Origin of the sequence: Skermanella stibiiresistens SB22, from assembly GCF_000576635.1 — a bacterium.
Lineage (GTDB): Bacteria > Pseudomonadota > Alphaproteobacteria > Azospirillales > Azospirillaceae > Skermanella > Skermanella stibiiresistens.
Map to the genome: position 1 here is coordinate 1 of NZ_AVFL01000003.1, position 19,298 is coordinate 19,298.

The following is a 19,298-nucleotide window of genomic DNA, read 5'->3' on the forward strand; positions in this document are numbered from 1 at the left end:
CATCACCATGCCGGGGATCAGCTTCTACTGCGGCAGCAAGTTCGCCCTGGAAGGAGTTTCCGAAGCGCTCGGCAAGGAGGTGGCAGGCTTTGGTATCCGTGTCACCGCGCTGGCGCCCGGCCAGTTCCGCACCGACTGGGCGGGCCGCTCGATGGAACGCACGCCCCGCAGCATCCCCGATTACGACGCGGTGATGGATCCCATACGCGCCGCACGGCAAGCCAAGAGCGGCAATCAACCGGGCGATCCGGCCAAAGCGGCGAAAGCGCTTTTGGAATTGGTCGAGGCGGACAACCCGCCGGTGCGGCTGTTCCTCGGCGAGGATGCGTTGGCATTGGTGGATGCCAAGTTGGAAGCTATGAGAGCGGAATTGACCGCCTGGGACACGCTCTCGCGCTCCACAAGCTTCGCGGTGTGAACTCGGCATTCAGATCCACCACCGGGAAGGTCGACTTGATCCGGCGGTGGCTTGGGGCGATTTTGGCGTGGGGCTTCCATTCACCACCGAGGCAGGAGGAGCGATTCCGCCTTTCCGGGAAAGCGGTGGCCGTGCGCCTGAAAACCGGGGACAGACCACCATTTTCGCGCGGACTCGCTCCCGCAGCTTCCGTGCTCAAGGCTCAAGCAGTCCGCGAACAAGCGGCCGCCCGATTATTGCCGGGTTGACTTCGACATGGCGGTAGCTGGCCGCCACGGAGGCATTCCGACCATCCGTCGGCAAACCAGCGGCCAAACTCGTTCCCCTGACCGCGCGGCCCACTGGCCCCCGCATCGGTATCGCGAAGAGCCGTTTCACGGTGCCCGATGACATCGACGCCGACAACGAAGCCATCGAGAAGCTCTCCGGCGGCACTGCCGGATGAGGTTGCCGTTGGATACCCATGTCGCACTCTGGGCCATCACCGACAGTCCAAGCTTATCGGCCGGAGCACGGGAGATGATCGTCGATCCCGCCAACACCATAGCCGTCAGCGCGACGAGTATTTGGGAAATCTCGATCAAACACGCGCTCGCTCGCGGCAAACCCAATGACATGCCCATTTCCGGCGCCGAAGCCGCGGAGTACTTCCGATCAGCGGGCGACATCCTCCCGAGCATTTCCCCTGAACACGCCACCGCCATGGAGGCCCTTCCCCCTCCGCACGCCGATCCCTTCGACCGCATCCTTGTAGCCCAAGCCTTCGCCCAATCGCCGCGCCCGATCACCCACGAGTCCATGGTCGCGGCATATGGTGCCTCCATCCTCCGCAGCTGACGTTGGATCCACTTCCAGGGGGGAGCCGTAATGGCTCATGCCAAGGAAGCGGGTGCTTCGGCTGTTGCCCCGCCGGGTAGGGCGCAACAGCGTGTTGTTGAGACGACGCTGGTCGCGCCGAGGCGTCGTGGGGGCTTAGATGACGGTGGTTGATCCACTGGCGGCGCCAAGATAATGGTGGTCTGTCCCCGGTTCTCTATCCCCCGTTCCCGAGGGACGGGCGGCGTCCGGCTCGACCCGCTGACGGGTGCTACGACTTGTGGCGCGGTTGTTTGGATACCCCAAACCGCGCCTCGATCCCCTTACCGCTGGCGTCGATAAATGCGCGAACCGCCTCGTCAACCAACGCCACATGAACCGACAAACCCTCCGGTTATTGGACAAGACGCTCCGGTCGCCATGCCCTATCGGACTTCGGGGTCGATCCGATTTCCCGATTGTCATTCAGGAGCATGAGCATGACGAATTCATCCCCGACTGGAGCCACCGTCGCCCTGGTGCATGGCGCGTGGGCCGACGCGTCGAGCTGGCGGAGGGTCATTCCCTATCTTCAGAAGCGGGGAGTGCCCGTCGTCGCGGTCCAAAACCCGACGACCTCGCTGGCCGCCGATGTCGACGCCACCCACCGCGCCCTCGGCACGATCGCCGGGCCGGTCGTGCTGGCCGGGCATAGCTGGGGCGGTACGGTGATCACGGAGGCGGGCAATGATCCGAAGGTGAAAGCGCTGGTCTACGTCGCCGCCTTCGCTCCGGATGTGGGCCAATCGACCGGCGATCAGGTCGCGGCCCATCTGGCGCCCCCCGGCCTGGGGGAGGTCAGGGACGATGGAACCGGCAACCTCATGATGGGCGTCGATGGCTGGGTCGACAGTGTCGCGCAGGACCTCCCGAGAGAGGAGGCGCTTGTCCTGGCGGCCACCCAAACGCCGCTGGGGGCCGGCACGTTCGGTGATAGGATCGCCAGGGCCGCCTGGGTGGATCGGCCGAATTGGTACATCGTCTCAACCGAGGATAGGGCGGTGAGCGTCGAACTTCAGCGGGATTTGGCGGGTAGGCTGAAGGCGCGGACGACCGAACTGAAGGCCAGTCACATGTCGCTGTTGTCCCAGCCAGAAGCCGTCGCGGCTGTCATCCTCGATGCCGTCGCGGAGGTTGCTGGAAGATAGGTTTCCGGAAGGTGCCCGGCTGGTGGATCAAAAAGACTTGGGGCGACGCTGAGAGTCGACGTGTATGATGTTGGAGTTCGACAGGGATTTCGTCAGTCCTGGCGGTTTTCCTGGTTGATTTTCAAGAGCGGCCGGGCCAATACATGAAGATTCTATTTACCATTTCTGCTGTACTCGGCTTTTTTTCAGTGGCGACTAGCGCCAACGCCGCCAGTTTCGATTGCGCCAAGGCTTCCCTGCCGGTGGAGCGATTGATCTGCGGCGATGGCGCGCTGTCGCGCTTGGACGAGGCCATGGCGGCGGAATACTCCCGTGCCCGTGCGGCGGTGTCGGAGGACGGGCGCAGGCAGCTTCGGGATAACCAGCGGAGCTGGTTGAAATACGTCTCCGCGACCTGCGTCGGGTCGAAGGAGGCGCTTCAATGCCTGCGCGACGCCTATCAGGATCGTCGGGACGGGCTGGGCAAGGTTCCAGTGAAAATGGGGCCTTTCACCTTCATCCCGGTCGAGAGCTTCGGCTTCGAGAAGGCTGCCGTCGATGACGACGGGGGGATGGTGACCGGCTGGACCATTGATCTTCGGCGCTATCCGCGCATCGATGCTCCCGCCACGCGCGAGGCGGCGGCCTGGAACGCCGCCGTCGCGGCCAGGAGCGACGCCACCGCGCAAGCGCCCCGCTTGAGCGATGATGACGCCGCGGATGAGAGCGGGATCGATGCGCAGGAGAGCTTCGATATCCACTCGGCCTCATCCGACCTGATCAGCATGTCGAGCGAGGGTTATGTCTATCCCCACGGCGCCGCCCATGGCACGGAAGGCGCCCAGACCTCCAACCATCTGCTGTCCATGGGACGCGAACTGGAGCCAGCCGACCTTTTCAATCCCAGGTCGGGATGGCGGGGCTTTTTGGCCGACCGCTGTTTCGCCGGGCTGTCCGCCCAAGCCGAGGCGGATGGCTGGACGTTGGACACTCCGGAGCCCGCGGCCCTGGTGGCCACCGCCAGCGATCCGAAGAACTGGGAGATCACCGGCGCGGCCCTGACGATCCGGTTCTCGGTCTATGAGGTGGGGCCGTACTCGGCCAGCATGCCCAAGGTCGCCATCCCGTGGGCGGACCTGAAGCCCTACCTCGCCGCGTCACCCGTGTTGCCGATTCCGCCCAGGTGACGTTATTCACGCCGCCGCAAGTCAGCCGCGTTAATCATGCTTGTCAGCCCGCCTAAGCTGTCTCAAACTCCAAGTTAACGAAGAAAAACTTACGCTTGGGGGAAACGATGGCGAAGCATGGATTGGCCGCACTGATGTTGTGCGGCGCACTAACACTTGTGGCGTCGCAAGGAATCGCCGCCGAAACCCTGAAGATCGGCATGGTGGCGCCGCTGACCGGCCCGGCGGCGGAATCGGGACGCTTCCAGGTCAATGGCGCCAAGCTGGCGGCGGACGAGGTCAACAAGGCGGGCGGCGTGCTCGGCAAGCAGCTCGAACTGGTGATCGAGGACGACCAGACTACCAACCCCGGCGCGGTCCTGGCCTTCAGCAAGCTGGCGGGCGACAGCGATATCCCGGCGTTCATCGGCTCGATCCGCTCGACCCAGGTCCACGCCATGGCGCCCGACGTGATCAAGACCGGCAAGCCGATGATGATCGGCGGCACCGATCCCAAGCTGACCCACATGGGCAATCCCTGGCTGTTCCGGTTCAGGCCCAACGACACCTATTCCGCCCGGGTCATCGCCGAATACGGCGTCAATGTCCTGAACCGCAAGAAATGGGCGATCGTCCATTCGACCGACGCCTTCGGCACCGCCGGGAAGAACGCGCTGGCCGAGCAGTTGAAGGCGCTGGGCGCCGAGGTCATGATCACACAGGGCTACACCAACAATTCGCAGGATTTCACGCCGGTGGCGCTGGCGGTCAAGCAGGCCGGGGCCGAGGTGCTGTCCAGCTACGTCACGTTCGAGACCGACCAGGGCATCCTGGCCAAACAGATGCGCCAGCTTGGCGTCGACCTCCCGTGGATCGGCTCCACCACCATCGCCACCACGTCGGCGTTGCGGCTGGCCGGCGCCGCGCTGAACGGCACCTATGGCGTCACCGACTACACCGAGAAGGCCAGCCCGGCGTCGGAGGCCTTCGCCCAGAAATATATGGCGGCCTATGGCACCAAGGCCGACGTGTTCGCCGCCTGGCCGTTCGACGCGGTGACCGTGCTGGCGAAGGCGATCAACAACGCCGGCGGCACCGATCCGGAGAAGATCCGCGCCGCGATCATGGATATCAGCGGCTTGGCCGGGGCGGAGGGCACCTACGACTTCGACCAGAACGGCGACGGGCTGCACGGCTACAACATCGTCCACAACGATAACGGCACCATCGTGTTCGAGCGGCGCATCGACTTCAAGGACTGAGCGTCGGCCCCATAAATCCAGATCAAATCAAGATTGGCGCCTGAGATACGGCCGCTGAAAGGACGCTCATGTCCATGATTCCGCAACTGCTCTTCACGGGGCTTGGTATCGGCAGCATCTACGCGCTGGTGGCGCTGGGCTTCGTGCTGATCTACCGCGCCACCAACGTCGTCAACTTCGCCCAAGGCGACTTCTCGATGATCGGGGCGTTCATCATGGTGGTGCTCGCGATCGACTTGGGCGTCCCCTACTGGATCGCCGTCATCGTGGCGGTGGTCACGATGGCGGCGTTCGGCATCCTGTTCAATTACGGGGTCTATTATCCGCTGCGGCACCGGACCTTCCTGCCGGTGGTGATCAGCACGATCGGCGCGTCGATCCTGCTGCAGAACGGAGTGCTGGCGGCCTACGGGCCGCATCCGCAGAGCCTGCCTCCCATGCTGCCGTTCCCCGGCTTCACGGTCGGCGGCGTCTTCCTGGATAGCCAGTACCTGTTGATCCTGGTGGTGACCTTCGCCCTGGTGGCCTTGCAGTACCTGTTCTTCGAGCGGACGATGCTGGGCAAGAAGCTCCAGGCGACCTCGCAGGACAAGGAGATGGCGTCGCTGCTCGGCATCCCGGTGGCGCTGATGATCGGGATCACCTTCGCCTATAGCGCGGTGCTGGGCGGGGTGGCCGGAATCCTGGTGGCGCCCCTGCTGTTCGTCTCGATCAACATGGGGTCGACCATCGCGCTGAAGGCGTTCGCGGCCAGCATCATCGGCGGCTTCGGCGACGTGACCGGGGCGATCGTCGGCGGGCTGGCGCTGGGCGTCGTCGAGACGTTCGGCGCCGCCTACATCTCGGTGCCGTACAAGGACGGGTTCGCCTTCCTGGTGCTGTTCCTGTTCCTGATGGTCCGGCCGCAGGGCGTGTTCGGCGAGAAGGTGGCGGAGAAGGCATGACCACCAACGCGACACTTTCCCATCCCGCCCCCGCGACCAGCCGCGGCGCCATCGCGGGCGGCATCGTGCTGGCCGTCATCGCCGTGGCGCTGGCCGCCCTGCCGCAGATCATGCCGCTGTCGGGCTATGTGCTGAACATGCTGATGCAGGCCGTGACCTACACGGTCGCGGTCCTGGGACTGACCGTGGTGCTGGGCTATACCGGCCAGCTCTCGCTGGCGCAGGCCGCCTTCTTCGGCATCGGCGCCTATGCCGTGGCGCTGGGCACGGTCGATTACGGGCTGGGGTTCTGGCTGTCCATGGCGCTGGGTCTGGTGGCCTCGGCCGCGGCGGGGGCCGTGCTGGGGCTGACCTCGCTGAGGATCGGCGGGCACTATCTGGCGATGGTCACGATCGCCTTCCAGCAGATCGTGACGCTGGTGCTGGTCAACTCGATCGAGTTCACCCACGGGCCGGACGGCGTGTCCGGCATCGCGCGGCCGAACCTGCCCGGCGTGTCGCTGACCAACGGGCGGGCGTACCTGACCTTCTGCATCGTCGTGCTCTACGCCGTGGCTCTGGGGGTCTGGTATCTGCGGCGGACCCGGCTGGGCCGCGCCATGCAGGCGGTGCGCGACAACGAGCTGGCGGCCGGCGTGGTCGGAGTCCACACCTATCGGACCAAGGTCGTCGCCTTCACCATAAGCGCCGTGCTGGGCGGTCTGGGTGGCGCGCTGTTCGCATCGGGGTTCTCGTATATCAGCCCGGACCAGTTCAGCTTCGCGGAATCCGTGGTGTTCCTGACCATGGCGCTGATCGGCGGCGTCCAGTCCGCCTTCGGCACCGCGCTGGGCACCGGGCTGCTGATCCTGCTGCCGGAATGGCTGCGCTTTCTGAAGGAAATCTATCTGGCGATCTACGGGCTCTCGGTGATCCTGATCATGGTGTTCATGCCGGAGGGGATCTGGGGCCTGCTGGAGCGGATCGCCCGAGGCGGCGGGGCGAAGCCGGCGGCGGCGCTGGTGACGCCGCGTCCGTTCCGGCTGGAGATCGCGTCGGATGGACCGGCCGAGTTCCTGGAGACGCGCGGGCTGGCGAAGCATTTCGGCGGGCTCCGCGCGGTCGACGGGGTCGACTTGACGGTCAGGCGGGGTACCGTCCACGCCCTGATCGGCCCCAACGGTTCGGGCAAGACGACGCTGCTGAACGTGCTGAGCGGGCTGTACAAGCCGACGGCGGGCAGCGTCACGCTGGCCGGGCGCGACATCACACGCCTGGCGCCGCACGAGCGGTGCGCCGCCGGGGTCGGCCGGACGTTCCAGAACATCCGGCTGTTCCGGTCGCTGTCGATCCTGGACAACGTGCTGGTCGGGGCGCAGCGGCCGGGAGCGCCGGCGCGCGGCGAAGCGCAGCTGCGGGAACGCGCCTACGAGGCGCTGGGGTTCGTCGGGCTGGCGGACAAGGCGTCGGAACTGGTCGGCAGCCTGCCCTATGGGCACCAGCGGCTGGTCGAGATCGCCCGCGCGCTGGCCGGGCAACCGGCGCTGCTGCTGCTGGACGAGCCAGCCGCCGGGCTGAACCCGACGGAGAAACAGGATCTGGTCGGGCTGCTGCGCCGGCTGAAGGGCCATGGGCTGACCATCTTCCTGATCGACCACGACATGGCGATGGTCGAGCGGATCGCCGACCACATCACCGTGCTCAACTTCGGCAAGCGCATCGCCGAGGGCTCGCCGCGCGACGTGCTGCGCCAACCGGCCGTGATCGCGGCCTATCTCGGAGAGGTCCCGACCCATGGCGCTGCTTGAACTCGACGGCGTCACCGCCGGCTACACGGCGGTCGACGCGCTGAACGGGATTTCCCTGCGGGTCGAGGACGGCGAGATCGTGACCCTGCTGGGCGCCAATGGCGCAGGCAAGACGACGACGCTGCGGACCATCTCCGGCCTGATGAAACCGCGATCGGGGTCGATCCGGTTCATGGGACAAGAGATCGCCGGCGCCTCGGCCAACGCCATCGTGCGGCTGGGGCTGTCCCACGTGCCGGAGGGGCGGCGGATCTTTCCCGGCCTGACCGTGCGGGAGAACATCCTGCTGGGCAGTTCCAACCGGGGACGGGTGCCGCGGGCGGAACTGGACCGCGACCTGGAGGCGGCGTTCGGGATCTTTCCCGATATCCTCAAGTTCGCGGACTCACCGGGCTGGACGCTGTCGGGCGGTCAGCAGCAGATGGTCGCGGTGGCGCGTGGGCTCATGGCGCGGCCGAAGCTGCTGATGCTGGACGAGCCGTCGCTGGGCTTGGCGCCGATCATCGTGCAGCAGGTCTTCCGCACCATCGCCGACATCCGGGCGCGGGGCACCACCGTGCTGCTGGTCGAGCAGAACGCCCACATGGCGCTGTCGATCGCGGATCGCGGCTATGTGCTGGAGACGGGGCGGCTGATCGTGGAGGGGCCACCGGCGACGCTGCTGGACAACGAGGAAGTCCGGGCGGCCTATCTTGGCGGGCGGGTCACGGCGGAGTAGCGCTCCGCCGCGTTTCCGTCATTGCAGTTGGGGGTCGAAGCCGTCGGCGCCGACCGCGACCATGTCGGTCGAGAGGGAACCGTCGTCGGCCTTGTCCGCCGAGGGCACGAAGATGTGGTCGCCCTTCTTCAGCGTCTTCCGATCAGCCGGGGCGGCGGCCATCACGGAGGCGCTGGACGGGATGATCACCGTGGCGCCGCCTTGAGGGTATTTCAGCCCGATGACGCGGCCGTCGGGTCCGTTCTCGATGCTCTGGACCGTGCCGTTCCGCATCTTGCTGTCGGAGGACATGTCCCAGGTCAGATAGTCGTCGCTGACGCCCGACGAGCCCTTGGGGTAGATCACGACCACCTTGGCCTTGATCATCTCCTCCTTCTCCGACGTCCCGGCGGCGCCGATGAAGCTGTCGGACGCCACCGCCTCGGCGTTGGACTTGGTCAGGCTGAGGATCCGGGCGTCGGAGGCCAGCGTCAGGCGCGTCTCGCCGTCGCGGGTCTTGACGGTCAGGTGGTTCGCCTCGATCCCGGAAATCTCGCCCTGGACGGTGACCGGCTGGTCCGCCTTGGTGGTCATGGTCGTGGTTTGCGCCGCCGCGGTTCCGGCGGCGACCGCGAGGGTGAGCCCGACGGCGATGCGGGAGGAGGCCAAGCCCAGACGTTTCGACATGATCTATCCTTTAGTGGTGTCCCATAGCCGGTGTCCCGCGGGAGGCCGTTACCGGCTCCCGCGGGGCTCCGGGGTCATGATCCGGGTCAAGCCGGGCGCAGGTCCTGGCGGCCGATCGGCAGGGTCCGGATGCGCTTGCCGGTCGCGGCGAAGATCGCGTTGCACAGCGCCGGCGCGAAGGGTGGCACCCCCGGTTCGCCCACGCCGCTGGCCGGCACGTCGTAGCCGTGCGGGATGATGTGGGTGCGGACGTTGAGGGGTGACGTGTCCATGTGCGCCACCTCGAAGGTGTCGTAGTTGCCTTGGACCGCCCTGCCCTTCTCGAAGGTGATCTGGCTGAACATGGTGGAACTCATGCCCATCACCGCGGCGCCCTCGATCTGCGACTGGATGCGTTCGTGGTTGACCGCGAAGCCGCAATCGATCGCCGTGTCGACCCGCGGGATCGTCAGGTTGCCCTGATCGTCGATCGCCACCTCCAGCGCCGTCGCCACATAGGTCAGGAAGCTGCGGTGTACCGCTATGCCCAGACCATGGCCCTTCGGCATCTCGCGGCCCCAGCCGATCGCCTCGGCCGCCACCTTGAGGACGTTGGACAGGCGGCCGGTGTCGATCGGGTATGTCTCGTAGGGATCGCCGTAGTTCCAGAAGGCGTCGATCACGCCCGACTTGGTGATGTCGATCTTGCGGGCCGGACCGATCAGTTCCAGCAGGTAGTCCTTGGGGTCGCGCCCCAGCTCGTGCGCGATCTCCGCCACGAAGGATTGGACCGCGAAGGCGTGGGGGATGTTGGAGACGGAGCGGAACCAGCCGATCCGGGTATGCGCCTCCGCCTCGCCGTTCTCGCAGCGGATGTTGGGGATCGCGAACGGCATGTCCACCACGCCCATCGCGAGTTCCAGCGGGTGCTCGTGCTTGGGATCGGGCATGAAGGTCGACAGCAGGCTGGGTGCCACCGTGCGGTGCAGCCAGCCCGTGACCTTTCCGTCCTTGTCCAGCGCCGCCTCCAGCCGGTTGAAGCAGACCGTGTGGTAGAAGCTGTGCTGGATGTCGTCCTCGCGGGTCCAGGTCACCTTGACCGGGACCCCGCCCAGCGCCTTGGAGACGATGACCGCCTCCTGCGCGTAGTCGGACTGGGACTTGCGGCCGAAACCGCCGCCAAGCAGGGTCACGTGGACGGTGACCTTCTCGATCGGCAGATCCAGCATCTTAGCCAGATCCTCGCGGCAGCCGTAGGGATACTGGAGCGGCGCCCAGACCTCGCACGCGCCATTGACCATCTCGGCGGTGGCGACCATGGGTTCCATGGGCGCGCAGGCGAGGTGCGGGACGTAATACTCGGCCGATACCTTGCGGGCGGCGCTGGCGAAGGCCTTTTCCGGGTCGCCCTCGTTGCGGACGACCTTGGCGGCGGTCCGCCCGGTCTCCTCCATCTTCGCCTTGTAGGCGGCGCTGTCGTAGGAGGCGTTCGGGCCATCCTCCCACTCGATCTTGAGCGCCTCGCGGCCCCTGATGGCGGCGTGGGTGTTGCTGGCGACGACGGCGATGCCGCCGAGCGGCATGTACTTGATCCGGGACTCCTGGGTCGGGATCTCGACGATCCGCTCCACGCCCGGCACCTTGAGGGTTTCCGACGGGTCGAACGACTTGACCCGGCCGCCGACGACCGGCGGCCTCGCCACCACGGCGAACTTCATGCCGGGGCGCGTCACGTCCTGGCCATAGACCGCCTTGCCCGTGGTGATGTCGTGCAGATCCGTGATCTGGACGATCCCCTTGCCCATGTAGCGGAAGTCGGCGTCCTTCTTGAGGGTGAGCTGTTCGACCGGCGGGACCGGCACGTCCATGGCGGCCTTGGCGAGGTCGCCATAACCCAGCTTGCGGCCGGACGATTGGTGGACGACCTCGTGGTTGCGGGCCTGGACCTCACCGACCGGAACGCTCCATTGCTTGGCGGCGGCCGTTTCCAGCATCTGGCGCATGGCGGCGCCGCACTGGCGCATCGGCTGGATGAAATGCCGCATGCTGCGCGAGCCATCGGTGTCCTGATTGCCATAGCGCGGCTCGTCGGCGGGAGCCTGGGTGATCCGGACCCTGGACCAGTCGGCCTCCATCTCGTCGGCCACGACCATGGGCATGCTGGTGCGGATGCCGGTGCCCATCTCGGAGCGGTGGGTCACGATCGTGACCGTTCCCGAGGGGTCGATGGTGATGAAGACATGGGGGTCGTTGACGGTGCCGTGCGGCATCTCGCCGGCGCCCGTGGCGTAGCCGACCGCCGCCCGCGCCTCGCGCAGCGGGATGAACTGGAGGGCCACCACGAGGCCGACCGCCGTGCCGGCACCCTTGAGGAAGCCCCGGCGGCTGACGTTCTGGATGATCACCCGCTGGCCCGTGAATTGGTGTGTCATGGCGTCAGGCTCCCGTGCTGGCGGCTTTGACGGCGGCGTGGATCCGCTGGTAGCAGCCGCACCGGCAGATGTTGCCGGACATCGCTTCCGTGATCTGCCGGTCGTCGGGATTGCGGGTCGAGGCCACGAAGGCCGCCGCCTGCATGATCTGGCCGGCTTGGCAGAAGCCGCACTGCGGCACGTTGGCGTCGCGCCAAGCCTTCTGGACGGGATGGTCGCCCGCCGGGTCGAGCCCCTCGATCGTCGTCACGGGATCGCTGACGTCGCCGACATAGGTGACGCAGGACCGGACGGCCTCGCCGCCGACATGGACGGTGCAGGCGCCGCAAGCCGCGATGCCGCAGCCGAACTTGGTGCCGGTCAACCCGATCACGTCGCGGATGACCCAGAGCAGCGGCGTGTCCGGCGGAACATCCACCTGATGCCGCTGTCCGTTCACGGTGAGGGTAAGCGCCATGGAGCCTCTCCTTTGATCAAATCGTCAGGCCGAACGAAAAACGCCGGTTATTTCTTCGCCATCACGTTCGCGAACACTTCGATCGTCAGGGGAAACGACGCTCCCTTGACGTCCACGACCCGGAACTGTCCAGCCTTGACGCGCGGCGTGACCTGTCCGTGATGGATATCGGTCGCCACAGTCTTGCCGTCGGCCTCGACCGAGAAGGCCACCGCGTCCGCTCCGCCGCCCGCGACCTTCCAGACCAGCTCGACCGTGCGCGGAGGATATGTCAGTTCGAATGTCGGACTCGAGGCTGGGGCCTCTATCGCGACGGTCTGGATCAGCGTTTCCGCGATCTGGGGATTGTTGTGGGCCAGCGCCGCATCGCCCGACAGGAGCAGGACGGCGGCGGCGGCACCGAACAGCCAGCCGCGGCCGGTCATGACGGCCCCGGTCATGATGGTGACGCCCGCGTCACCTCGACGCTGACCGAGTCCTCGTACCGCTTGCCTTCCTGGCCGGCTCCGCGGAACAGCTTCGTCCACATCTTGAGATTACGGCCATCCGCCGACTTGTCGCATTCCTGCTTGACGAACATGCCGCCGATTTCGGTCTCGCCCGGCTCGCGCGGCAGGTCGACACAGGTCCAGCCGTCGCGTCCGTAGTGCTCGCGCACCTTGATCGACAGCAGGTAGGCCTTCTTGCGCAGGTACGGACTGGCCTCGTCGTCGGTCACGATGCGGAGGCCGTCGATCACGCCCTCTTCGGTCACCGCCATGGTCAGGATGACGGGATGTCCGGCGATCTTGGTGCCTTCCCAACGGTCGGCGAGTTGGACCAGTCGGTCGTCCTCCTGGAACTCGAACCGGATCTCGCGCAGGCCCTGGGCGTTGGCCGGGCAGGTCTTGTAGTCGGACCAGCCCTGGAGGGCGGGAGCGCCTTCGTTCGCGCAGGCGAAGCCGCCGAGGCCGGCCGCCGATTTCTCGTCGAGCGCCAGACCGACCCTGACCTGCCGGACGTCGCTGTGGCCCGGGCTGGTGGGTTGCGCCAGGACCGGCGCCGCCGCGAGGACGCCCGCCGCCAGCAGCAACGAGCATCCGGTCATTTGTAGCTTTGACATTGCTTCGCTCCCTCTCCCCAGAACGCGACGCAGTCGGCGCGGTCCGGCTTACCCTTGCCCTTGATGTTGGCGGTGACGTAATCGGCGACGCTGGCGATCTCCTCCGGCGTCAGGAACTCCGCCGCCTGCGACGGCGCGCCGTCGCCGCTGGGCTTCTCGTCCATCCCAAAGCATTTGACGGTCGACCAGGCGTGCTTGTCGTGGAACGGCATGCGGGTCCCCGGCCTGCCGCACTGGATCACCTCGATCAGTTGGTCACGGTCCATTTGGGTGCCGCGGAGCGACAGGGCGGCGCCACCGTAACCGCCGCCCCCACCGCCATGCCACTTGTGGCAGCCGACGCAATTGGCCCGCTCGTAGATCGCCTTGCCGTCCTCCGCGCCCAAGGCGGCACCGCCCAGGACGGGCAGCGCCAACAAGGCCGCGGATAGTGTTTTCAGAATCAGGCTTCCCATGCTCTCGTCATCATCCCGCTGGTTGGTTCGTGAGGAACCGGGCGGCGTTCCGGAGCGCCGCCCGGTGGTTTCTCAGAGGGCGAAGACGTAGAGCATGCTGCTGGGCTGGACCTTCTCCAGGCCCTTGGTCCCGTCGACGAACCACTTGGGCCAGGCACCGCCGAGACCGACCAGGATCGCGACATACTGCTTTCCGTCGACCGAGTAGGTCATGGGCGGCGCGTTGACGCCGGAGCCCGTGTTGAAGGTCCACAAGGGTTCGAGCGACTTGGCGTCCAGACCATAGATCTCGCCTGACGGATGCCCCGTGAAGACGACGCCGCCGGCCGTGGCGAGCATGCCGCCGAGCAGCGGATAATGCGTCTTGAACTTGCCCGCGATCTTGCCGGTCGTGACGTTGATGGCGGTGACGCTGCCGGTGATCTGGACGTGCTGACGAGGACCGCCGCCGGTGAACCATTCGCGAGGCTTGTAGCTCTCGCCAGGCACCATCTCCTCGTTGATCATTTGGTTGCAGCTCTCGATCACCGGTATGTACCAGAGCTTGAGCTGCGGGTTGTAGGCGGTCGGTGGCCAGTTCTTGCCGCCCATGTTGCCGGGGCAGGACGTGCCGACCGAATCCTCGCGGCTGGGCGCCGTTCCCTCGGCGTATTTTTGGACCTGGGCGTTGGGGTCGTAGTTGACCGGCTTGCCGGTCTCCTCGTCCAGGCCCGGTGTCCAGGTCAGCTTGTCGACGAACTGCGTGCCCCAGACGAAGTCGCCGGTCTCGCGGTCGAGGGCGTAGCCGAAGCCGTTGCGGTTGGCGTGGAGCGACAGCTTGAGCGCCTTGCCGCGAACGGTCTCGTCGACCAGCACGTGTTCCGCCACGGCATCGTAGTCGTATGGATCGTTGGGCGTGTACTGATAGTGCCACTTGATCTGGCCGGTGGCGGGGTCCAGCGCCACGGCGCTGTTGGTGTAGAGGTTGTCGCCCGGACGGTACTGGTTGTCCCAGTCCGGTCCCGGATTGCCAACGCCCCAGTAGATCGCGTCGAGGTTGGGATCGTAGGTTCCGGTAACCCAGGTGGAGCCGCCGCCGGTCTTCCAGGCCTCGTAATCGTCTTTCCAGGTATCGTGGCCAGGTTCGCCGGGAGCGGGAATGGTGAAGCGGCGCCAGACCTCCTTGCCGTCGTTGAGGTTGGTGGCGGCGATCCAGCCGCGGATGCCGTATTCGGCGCCGCCGACGCCGGTGATCGCCATGTCCTTGACGATGAGCGGCGCTCCCGTGATGGTCTCGGCGACGGCGGGGTCGGCCACCTTGCGTTCCCAAGCGATCTCGCCGGTTTCCTTGTTGGTGGCGATCAGGCGGCCGTCCAGGGTATGGGAGATCACCTTGTCACGCCACAAGGCCACGCCGCGGTTGTTGACGCCGCAGCAGGCGACGGCGCCCGACCATTCCTTGTCGGTCTTGGGATCCATCCGCCACATCAGCTTGCCGGATCCGCCATGGACGTCGAGCTTGTAGACGCTGCCCCACCCATCGGTGACGTACATCATGCCGTCCTCGACGATGGGGGTGCCCTCCAGCCCGCCATGGGGCCAGATGCCACCCTTCTCGATGCCGCCCAGGGCGAAAGTCCAGGCGACCTTCATGTTCTTGACGTTGCTGGTGTTTATTTCGTCCAGCCTTGAGAAGCGCTGGCCGCTGTAGGACTCGTGATGATGAAGCCAATTCTGCGGTTCGGCTTCCGACGCCTTCAGAAGGCGTTCCTGCGTGACGTCGCCAGCCAACGCCGTGCCCGGAACGAGGGCCGTTCCCAGCGACAGGGTCATGGCGAGGGTCATCGCCGCCGGCGCCACGCGCCAAGCGGCCTGATAAGGCTTTTTCATGTTTCCTCCCCTATTGGGCTGCGATGCCCAATTTTTTGGTGGCGCGTTTTTGGGTCGTGTTTTCTAGACTTGGAATGGGCGCCGACCAGCGTCGGCGTGGGTCGAACCACCCGCGTCTTGGCTTAACCGAGGGATTTTCTTATCAACGTCGAGGATGCGGGCCGTGGACCATCACGGCCGCGGCGATGGCGGTCCGATCGAGTGGATCAGGGAACAGCGGTGCCGATCCCGGGTAAGATACCCGATGGGAACCCGGCGACGGTTTTGAACGATCTCACTCGCGCCAACCCCTGGCGTCAGGCGATCTAAAGAATTGAACCGGGGGCATGCCACCCCTGACCAAACCACACCATGAGCTGCCACCGTCCCCTCCAGAAGTATGGATCTGACCTCGGGCGCAGGACAACCGTTGCAGGATGAGGCGAAAAGCGCTTTCTCAATCGTTGCGCATTCTCGACGTGCCGCATTTCGATTGTTTACGAAAGGAAACTAAACATGCTTCCTGGATTGGTTTCAAGAGGAGATTGTGGTCCGATTTTTTGAAATTCGCAATGTTGCGGCGCACTCAATACTTTCCATCTCGCAAAGTTGAGGTAGTTTTGTTGTAATCGTTCCCTTTCTTGAAATGACTGTCTGGAGAAGCGGGTTGGTGGCCGCCGTTGTCACTCGGCACCTTCGGATACTGGCGGTGGGGTTTCACGCAGGTAGCGGCTTGGCGGCGCCCCCAGGCCGCGTTTGAACATGGTGGTGAAGGCGGAAACGCTCTCGTAGCCGAGATCGAGCGCCACGCTGGTCACCGGTTCGCCAGCCGCGAGCCGCGGCAAGGCCGCGAAAAGGCAAGCCTGCTGCCGCCATGCCAGGAAGCTGAGGCCGGTTTCGCGGCGGAAGGCGCGGGTGAAGGCGCGGCGGCTCATGGCGAGGGACGACGCCCAGGCGTCGATTGTCTCGTGCGGCGACGGAACCGCGAGGAAACGCCGGCAGAGCGCCGCCAGACGCGGATCGGCCGGGAGCGGCAGCCCGAGCGGTCGTTCGGACAGGCAGGGGATCTCCTCGATGATCAGCGCCATGATCAGCCCGGCCCGGCTGTTGGGTTCGTAACGGGCCGGAAGTTTGACCGCCTCGCCGATCAGGCCGCGCATCAGGTCCGTCAGACCCAGGACGCGGATCTCATGGGGCCGGATCTCGCGCGGGAGGCCCACGATCGCTTCCGGCTTGACGTAGATCGAGCGCATGCTGACGCGCCCGTGCATGGCGACCGCGTGTTCGACGCCGGACGGGATCCATAGGGCGTGATTGGGTGGGACCATCCAGCGGCCCTGGTCGGTCGTGACGGTGACGATGCCCGTCAACGCGTGGAGAAGCTGCGCCCGGGTGTGGCGGTGGCGCGGGACGACGTGCTCGGTCGCGTACTCCCTGGCGAGCGGCACGATCGTGCCTTCCGTGCGCTCCAGCCAGTCTACGCGCGCCAAGTCGGATTGGCCGGGCTCGTCCTGGATGTTTCCGCTACGGTCGCCGCGCATGGGGTGGCCCACTCGAAAAGGATTTAGGCCTTATCACGAAAGCAGGTCAAACGGCAAATCGCTATCTTGGGCCGCATGGGACCATGATCCCGACAGAAGGAGCTTCCCTTGTCCAGTACGACAGCGCCAGCCGATGCGTTGGCCGCGAACAATACCGCTTTCACCATCATCGCCGCGATCAGCTTCTGTCATCTGCTGAATGACATGATGCAGTCGATGCTGTCGGCGCTCTATCCAATATTCAAGGCGAACTATGGGCTCGATTTCGGCCAGATCGGGCTCCTGACGCTGATGTTCCAGGTCACCGCGTCACTGCTTCAGCCGCTGGTGGGATTCCAGACCGATAAGAAGCCGCGCCCCTACTCGCTGGCTGTTGGCATGGGCTTCACCCTGGTTGGGCTGGTCCTGCTCGCCTTCGCCCATCACTTCTGGCTCCTGCTGGTCGCGGCGGGGTTGGTCGGCATGGGCTCGTCGGTGTTCCATCCGGAATCCTCCCGCGTGGCGCGGATGGCTTCGGGAGGGAGACACGGACTGGCCCAGTCGCTGTTCCAGGTCGGCGGCAACTTCGGCTCGGCGCTCGGTCCCTTGCTGGCCGCCTTCATCGTGGTTCCGCGTGGACAGTCGAGCGTCGCGTGGTTCTCGCTGGCGGCGCTGCTCGCCATGATCGTGCTGTGGAAGGTTGGCGGCTGGTACGGCAGGAACCTGGCGAACCACGCCAAGCGCGCCGGCAAGCACGCCACCGCGTCGCTGCCCCGGTCCAAGATCGTCACGGCGCTGGTCGTACTCGGCGTGCTGGTGTTCTCGAAATATGTCTACATGGCCAGCCTGTCGAGCTTCTACACGTTCTACCTGATCGAGAAGTTCAACGTCTCGGTCCAGGACTCCCAAATACTGCTGTTCGTCTTCCTGGGCGCGGTCGCTGTCGGGACGATCGCCGGCGGGCCGATCGGCGACCGGTTCGGGCGGAAATACGTGATTTGGGGCTCGATCCTCGGCGTGCTGCCGTTCACGCTGGCGTTGCCTTATGTCAACCTGTTCTGGACCGCGGTCCTGACGGTGGTGATTGGCCTGGTGCTGGCGTCGGCCTTCTCGGCGATCATCGTGTTCGCGCAGGAACTGGTGCCGGGCCGGGTCGGCACCATCGCCGGGCTATTCTTCGGCTTCGCCTTCGGCATCGGTGGCCTGGGCGCCGCGGTGCTTGGCATGGTCGCCGACGCCAAGGGCATCGACTATGTCTATCAGGTCTGCTCGTTCCTGCCGTTGCTGGGCATCCTGACGGTGTTCCTGCCGAACCTCGAAGGCCCCATGGGGGCGGCGCGGCGGCAAACCATCACGCCGAACCCAGTGTCAAACCCGGTGCCACTGGCTTCGGGTCGGCCGTGAGCGGCCCCGAAGCCAGTCCAGGTAATACCTGACGCCGTCCCTCATTCGGGCTCGTTCGCCTCCTCCCGACCCTCCCTGATCGCCCGCTTGGCGTCCCGGAGATCGTCGGGGTCCGGCGCCGGTTCGGTATGGACGGCGGCGGCGCCGGGCTGGTGGCACAGGGACACGTAGACGGGAAAATGATCCGACCCGATGTCGGGCAGCACCTTCAGGTCGAGCAGGACGAACTCCTCCTCGAAGAAGATATGGTCAAGGGGCCAGCGCAGCAGCGGCCAATCGGCGTTGAAGGTCGGGTAGAGGCCGCGGCCGATGCGCGGGTCAAGCAGGCCGCTGATCTCCTGGAACCGCCGTGTCGTGCGCGACCAGGCGACGTCATTCAAATCACCGGCGACGACAGCCGGCAGAGGATCCTCATGGACCTGACGGGCGACCAGCAGGAGTTCGGCGTCGCGCTCGTCCGTGTCGTCGAGCGGCGGCGGCATGGGATGGACGCCGTGGAAGTCGATCTCCTCGCCCGATCGCAGCCGCACGCGCGTCACGATGGATGGCACGTAGTCCTCGAGCAGGAACCGAACCCGAGGATTGACAAGAGGCAGCCGTGAGAACAGGTGCATCCCATAGCTGTCATCCTGGGGATGGGCCACGACATGGGGATAATCCGGCCGGAGCTTGTTGAGCCGCGAATCCCACCAATGGTTGGTTTCGAGCAGGAGGACCATGTCGGGCCCGAGTGTCCGCACCAAGCCGAGCACGGATTCGGCGTCCTCATTGCCCATCAGAACATTGGCGACCAGGATGCGAAGGCGCGACGCGTCATCGCAGGATTCCGCCTGGATCGCCTCCACCCCATGCAAGGGGGTGTAGGGATGCACACGCCAAGCCTGATAGGCCGCCGCGAGTCCAAGCGCCGCCAAGAAGATGGCGTTGAAGGGCTTGCGGATCGGAAAGGTGGCGACCATCCCGGCACCGACCACGAGCAGCAGGACCGTGACCTGGGCGCGAGGGAAATCCCAGATGCGGACCCACCACTCGTTGCCGCGAATGAAGGGAAGCGCCGTGGCGAGCAACAGGAGCAGGCCGGCCAGGATCAGCGTTGCCCCAAAAAGCCGCTTCAGCATGATCCCATGTCCGTCGGGAAGGTCCTTCTACGCGAAACGC

The 19,298-nt window shown here is 65.7% G+C and carries 18 protein-coding genes; 9 read left to right on the plus strand and 9 right to left on the minus strand.

Annotated features, from left to right (window positions below; genetic code table 11):
- The 8 genes from N825_RS05115 to N825_RS05150 all read left to right on the plus strand — a co-directional run.
- Positions 1–418, plus strand: a 418-nt coding sequence (locus N825_RS05115; RefSeq protein ID WP_037447971.1) for an SDR family NAD(P)-dependent oxidoreductase, incomplete at its 5' end; no start/stop codon positions are given.
- Between the two features lie 441 nt (positions 419–859).
- Complete coding sequence (locus tag N825_RS05120) at positions 860–1,255, plus strand: type II toxin-antitoxin system VapC family toxin (RefSeq protein WP_037447975.1); 396 nt, start codon at positions 860–862, stop codon at positions 1,253–1,255.
- 458 nt (positions 1,256–1,713) lie between these two features.
- On the plus strand, positions 1,714–2,421 hold the full coding sequence (locus tag N825_RS05125) for an alpha/beta fold hydrolase (protein WP_037448543.1): 708 nt from the start codon (positions 1,714–1,716) through the stop codon (positions 2,419–2,421).
- 188 nt (positions 2,422–2,609) lie between these two features.
- Positions 2,610–3,587 carry a DUF3298 domain-containing protein gene (locus tag N825_RS36215; RefSeq protein ID WP_198038187.1) on the plus strand — a complete coding sequence of 326 codons (978 nt, stop codon included), beginning with the start codon at positions 2,610–2,612 and terminating at the stop codon, positions 3,585–3,587.
- Positions 3,588–3,745: 158 nt separating this feature from the next.
- Positions 3,746–4,828 (plus strand): ABC transporter substrate-binding protein, encoded by a 1,083-nt coding sequence (locus N825_RS05135; RefSeq protein WP_198038188.1) that lies wholly within the window; start codon positions 3,746–3,748, stop codon positions 4,826–4,828.
- A gap of 74 nt (positions 4,829–4,902) precedes the next feature.
- On the plus strand, positions 4,903–5,772 hold the full coding sequence (locus tag N825_RS05140; RefSeq protein ID WP_245613014.1) for a branched-chain amino acid ABC transporter permease: 870 nt from the start codon (positions 4,903–4,905) through the stop codon (positions 5,770–5,772).
- Entirely contained in the window at positions 5,769–7,559 is a 1,791-nt protein-coding gene (locus N825_RS05145) for a branched-chain amino acid ABC transporter ATP-binding protein/permease (RefSeq protein WP_037447982.1), read from the plus strand. Before N825_RS05140 ends, N825_RS05145 begins: the two co-directional genes overlap by 4 nt.
- Positions 7,546–8,277 carry an ABC transporter ATP-binding protein gene (locus tag N825_RS05150; RefSeq protein ID WP_037447985.1) on the plus strand — a complete coding sequence of 244 codons (732 nt, stop codon included), beginning with the start codon at positions 7,546–7,548 and terminating at the stop codon, positions 8,275–8,277. The genes N825_RS05145 and N825_RS05150 overlap by 14 nt, the downstream gene beginning before the upstream one ends.
- Before the next feature lie 18 nt (positions 8,278–8,295).
- Here N825_RS05150 and N825_RS05155 read toward each other — a convergent pair whose 3' ends face one another.
- The 8 genes from N825_RS05155 to N825_RS05190 form a co-directional block, all read right to left on the minus strand.
- Positions 8,296–8,943: a hypothetical protein gene (locus N825_RS05155; RefSeq protein ID WP_037447988.1), complete on the minus strand. Its 648-nt coding sequence runs from the start codon at positions 8,941–8,943 to the stop codon at positions 8,296–8,298.
- A gap of 86 nt (positions 8,944–9,029) precedes the next feature.
- Complete coding sequence (locus N825_RS05160) at positions 9,030–11,354, minus strand: xanthine dehydrogenase family protein molybdopterin-binding subunit (RefSeq protein WP_037447991.1); 2,325 nt, start codon at positions 11,352–11,354, stop codon at positions 9,030–9,032.
- 4 nt (positions 11,355–11,358) lie between these two features.
- Complete coding sequence (locus N825_RS05165; protein ID WP_037447993.1) at positions 11,359–11,811, minus strand: (2Fe-2S)-binding protein; 453 nt, start codon at positions 11,809–11,811, stop codon at positions 11,359–11,361.
- Between the two features lie 47 nt (positions 11,812–11,858).
- Positions 11,859–12,251: a hypothetical protein gene (locus N825_RS05170; protein ID WP_157618991.1), complete on the minus strand. Its 393-nt coding sequence runs from the start codon at positions 12,249–12,251 to the stop codon at positions 11,859–11,861.
- Positions 12,248–12,913 (minus strand): hypothetical protein, encoded by a 666-nt coding sequence (locus N825_RS05175; protein WP_157618992.1) that lies wholly within the window; start codon positions 12,911–12,913, stop codon positions 12,248–12,250. Before N825_RS05175 ends, N825_RS05170 begins: the two co-directional genes overlap by 4 nt.
- Positions 12,895–13,368, minus strand: coding sequence for a c-type cytochrome (locus tag N825_RS05180; protein WP_037448549.1), 474 nt, complete (start codon positions 13,366–13,368; stop codon positions 12,895–12,897). Before N825_RS05180 ends, N825_RS05175 begins: the two co-directional genes overlap by 19 nt.
- 72 nt (positions 13,369–13,440) lie before the next feature.
- The gene (locus N825_RS05185) at positions 13,441–15,237 is read right to left on the minus strand and encodes a PQQ-dependent dehydrogenase, methanol/ethanol family (RefSeq protein WP_037447998.1); all 1,797 of its coding nucleotides are present in this window, start codon (positions 15,235–15,237) and stop codon (positions 13,441–13,443) included.
- Positions 15,238–15,899: 662 nt separating this feature from the next.
- Entirely contained in the window at positions 15,900–16,757 is an 858-nt protein-coding gene (locus tag N825_RS05190) for an AraC family transcriptional regulator (RefSeq protein WP_051511573.1), read from the minus strand.
- Between the two features lie 108 nt (positions 16,758–16,865).
- Here N825_RS05190 and N825_RS05195 point away from each other — a divergent pair, with 108 nt between their 5' ends.
- Positions 16,866–18,140, plus strand: a complete 1,275-nt coding sequence (locus N825_RS05195; RefSeq protein ID WP_051511574.1) for an MFS transporter — start codon at positions 16,866–16,868, stop codon at positions 18,138–18,140.
- Positions 18,141–18,181: 41 nt separating this feature from the next.
- Here N825_RS05195 and N825_RS05200 read toward each other — a convergent pair whose 3' ends face one another.
- Positions 18,182–19,258 carry an endonuclease/exonuclease/phosphatase family protein gene (locus tag N825_RS05200; protein ID WP_037448001.1) on the minus strand — a complete coding sequence of 359 codons (1,077 nt, stop codon included), beginning with the start codon at positions 19,256–19,258 and terminating at the stop codon, positions 18,182–18,184.
- Positions 19,259–19,298 lie beyond the last annotated feature (40 nt).

Coding starts and splice junctions, on each gene's coding strand:
- N825_RS05180 (WP_037448549.1), bottom strand. CDS start 13,368: ATGGGAAGCCTGATTCTGAAAACACTATCCGCGGCCTTGTTGGCGCTG.
- N825_RS05185 (WP_037447998.1), bottom strand. CDS start 15,237: ATGAAAAAGCCTTATCAGGCCGCTTGGCGCGTGGCGCCGGCGGCGATG.
- N825_RS05165 (WP_037447993.1), bottom strand. CDS start 11,811: ATGGCGCTTACCCTCACCGTGAACGGACAGCGGCATCAGGTGGATGTT.
- N825_RS05175 (WP_157618992.1), bottom strand. CDS start 12,913: ATGTCAAAGCTACAAATGACCGGATGCTCGTTGCTGCTGGCGGCGGGC.
- N825_RS05140 (WP_245613014.1), top strand. CDS start 4,903: ATGATTCCGCAACTGCTCTTCACGGGGCTTGGTATCGGCAGCATCTAC.
- N825_RS05120 (WP_037447975.1), top strand. CDS start 860: ATGAGGTTGCCGTTGGATACCCATGTCGCACTCTGGGCCATCACCGAC.
- N825_RS05155 (WP_037447988.1), bottom strand. CDS start 8,943: ATGTCGAAACGTCTGGGCTTGGCCTCCTCCCGCATCGCCGTCGGGCTC.
- N825_RS05125 (WP_037448543.1), top strand. CDS start 1,714: ATGACGAATTCATCCCCGACTGGAGCCACCGTCGCCCTGGTGCATGGC.
- N825_RS05200 (WP_037448001.1), bottom strand. CDS start 19,258: ATGCTGAAGCGGCTTTTTGGGGCAACGCTGATCCTGGCCGGCCTGCTC.
- N825_RS05190 (WP_051511573.1), bottom strand. CDS start 16,757: ATGCGCGGCGACCGTAGCGGAAACATCCAGGACGAGCCCGGCCAATCC.
- N825_RS05150 (WP_037447985.1), top strand. CDS start 7,546: ATGGCGCTGCTTGAACTCGACGGCGTCACCGCCGGCTACACGGCGGTC.
- N825_RS05145 (WP_037447982.1), top strand. CDS start 5,769: ATGACCACCAACGCGACACTTTCCCATCCCGCCCCCGCGACCAGCCGC.
- N825_RS05170 (WP_157618991.1), bottom strand. CDS start 12,251: ATGACCGGGGCCGTCATGACCGGCCGCGGCTGGCTGTTCGGTGCCGCC.
- N825_RS05160 (WP_037447991.1), bottom strand. CDS start 11,354: ATGACACACCAATTCACGGGCCAGCGGGTGATCATCCAGAACGTCAGC.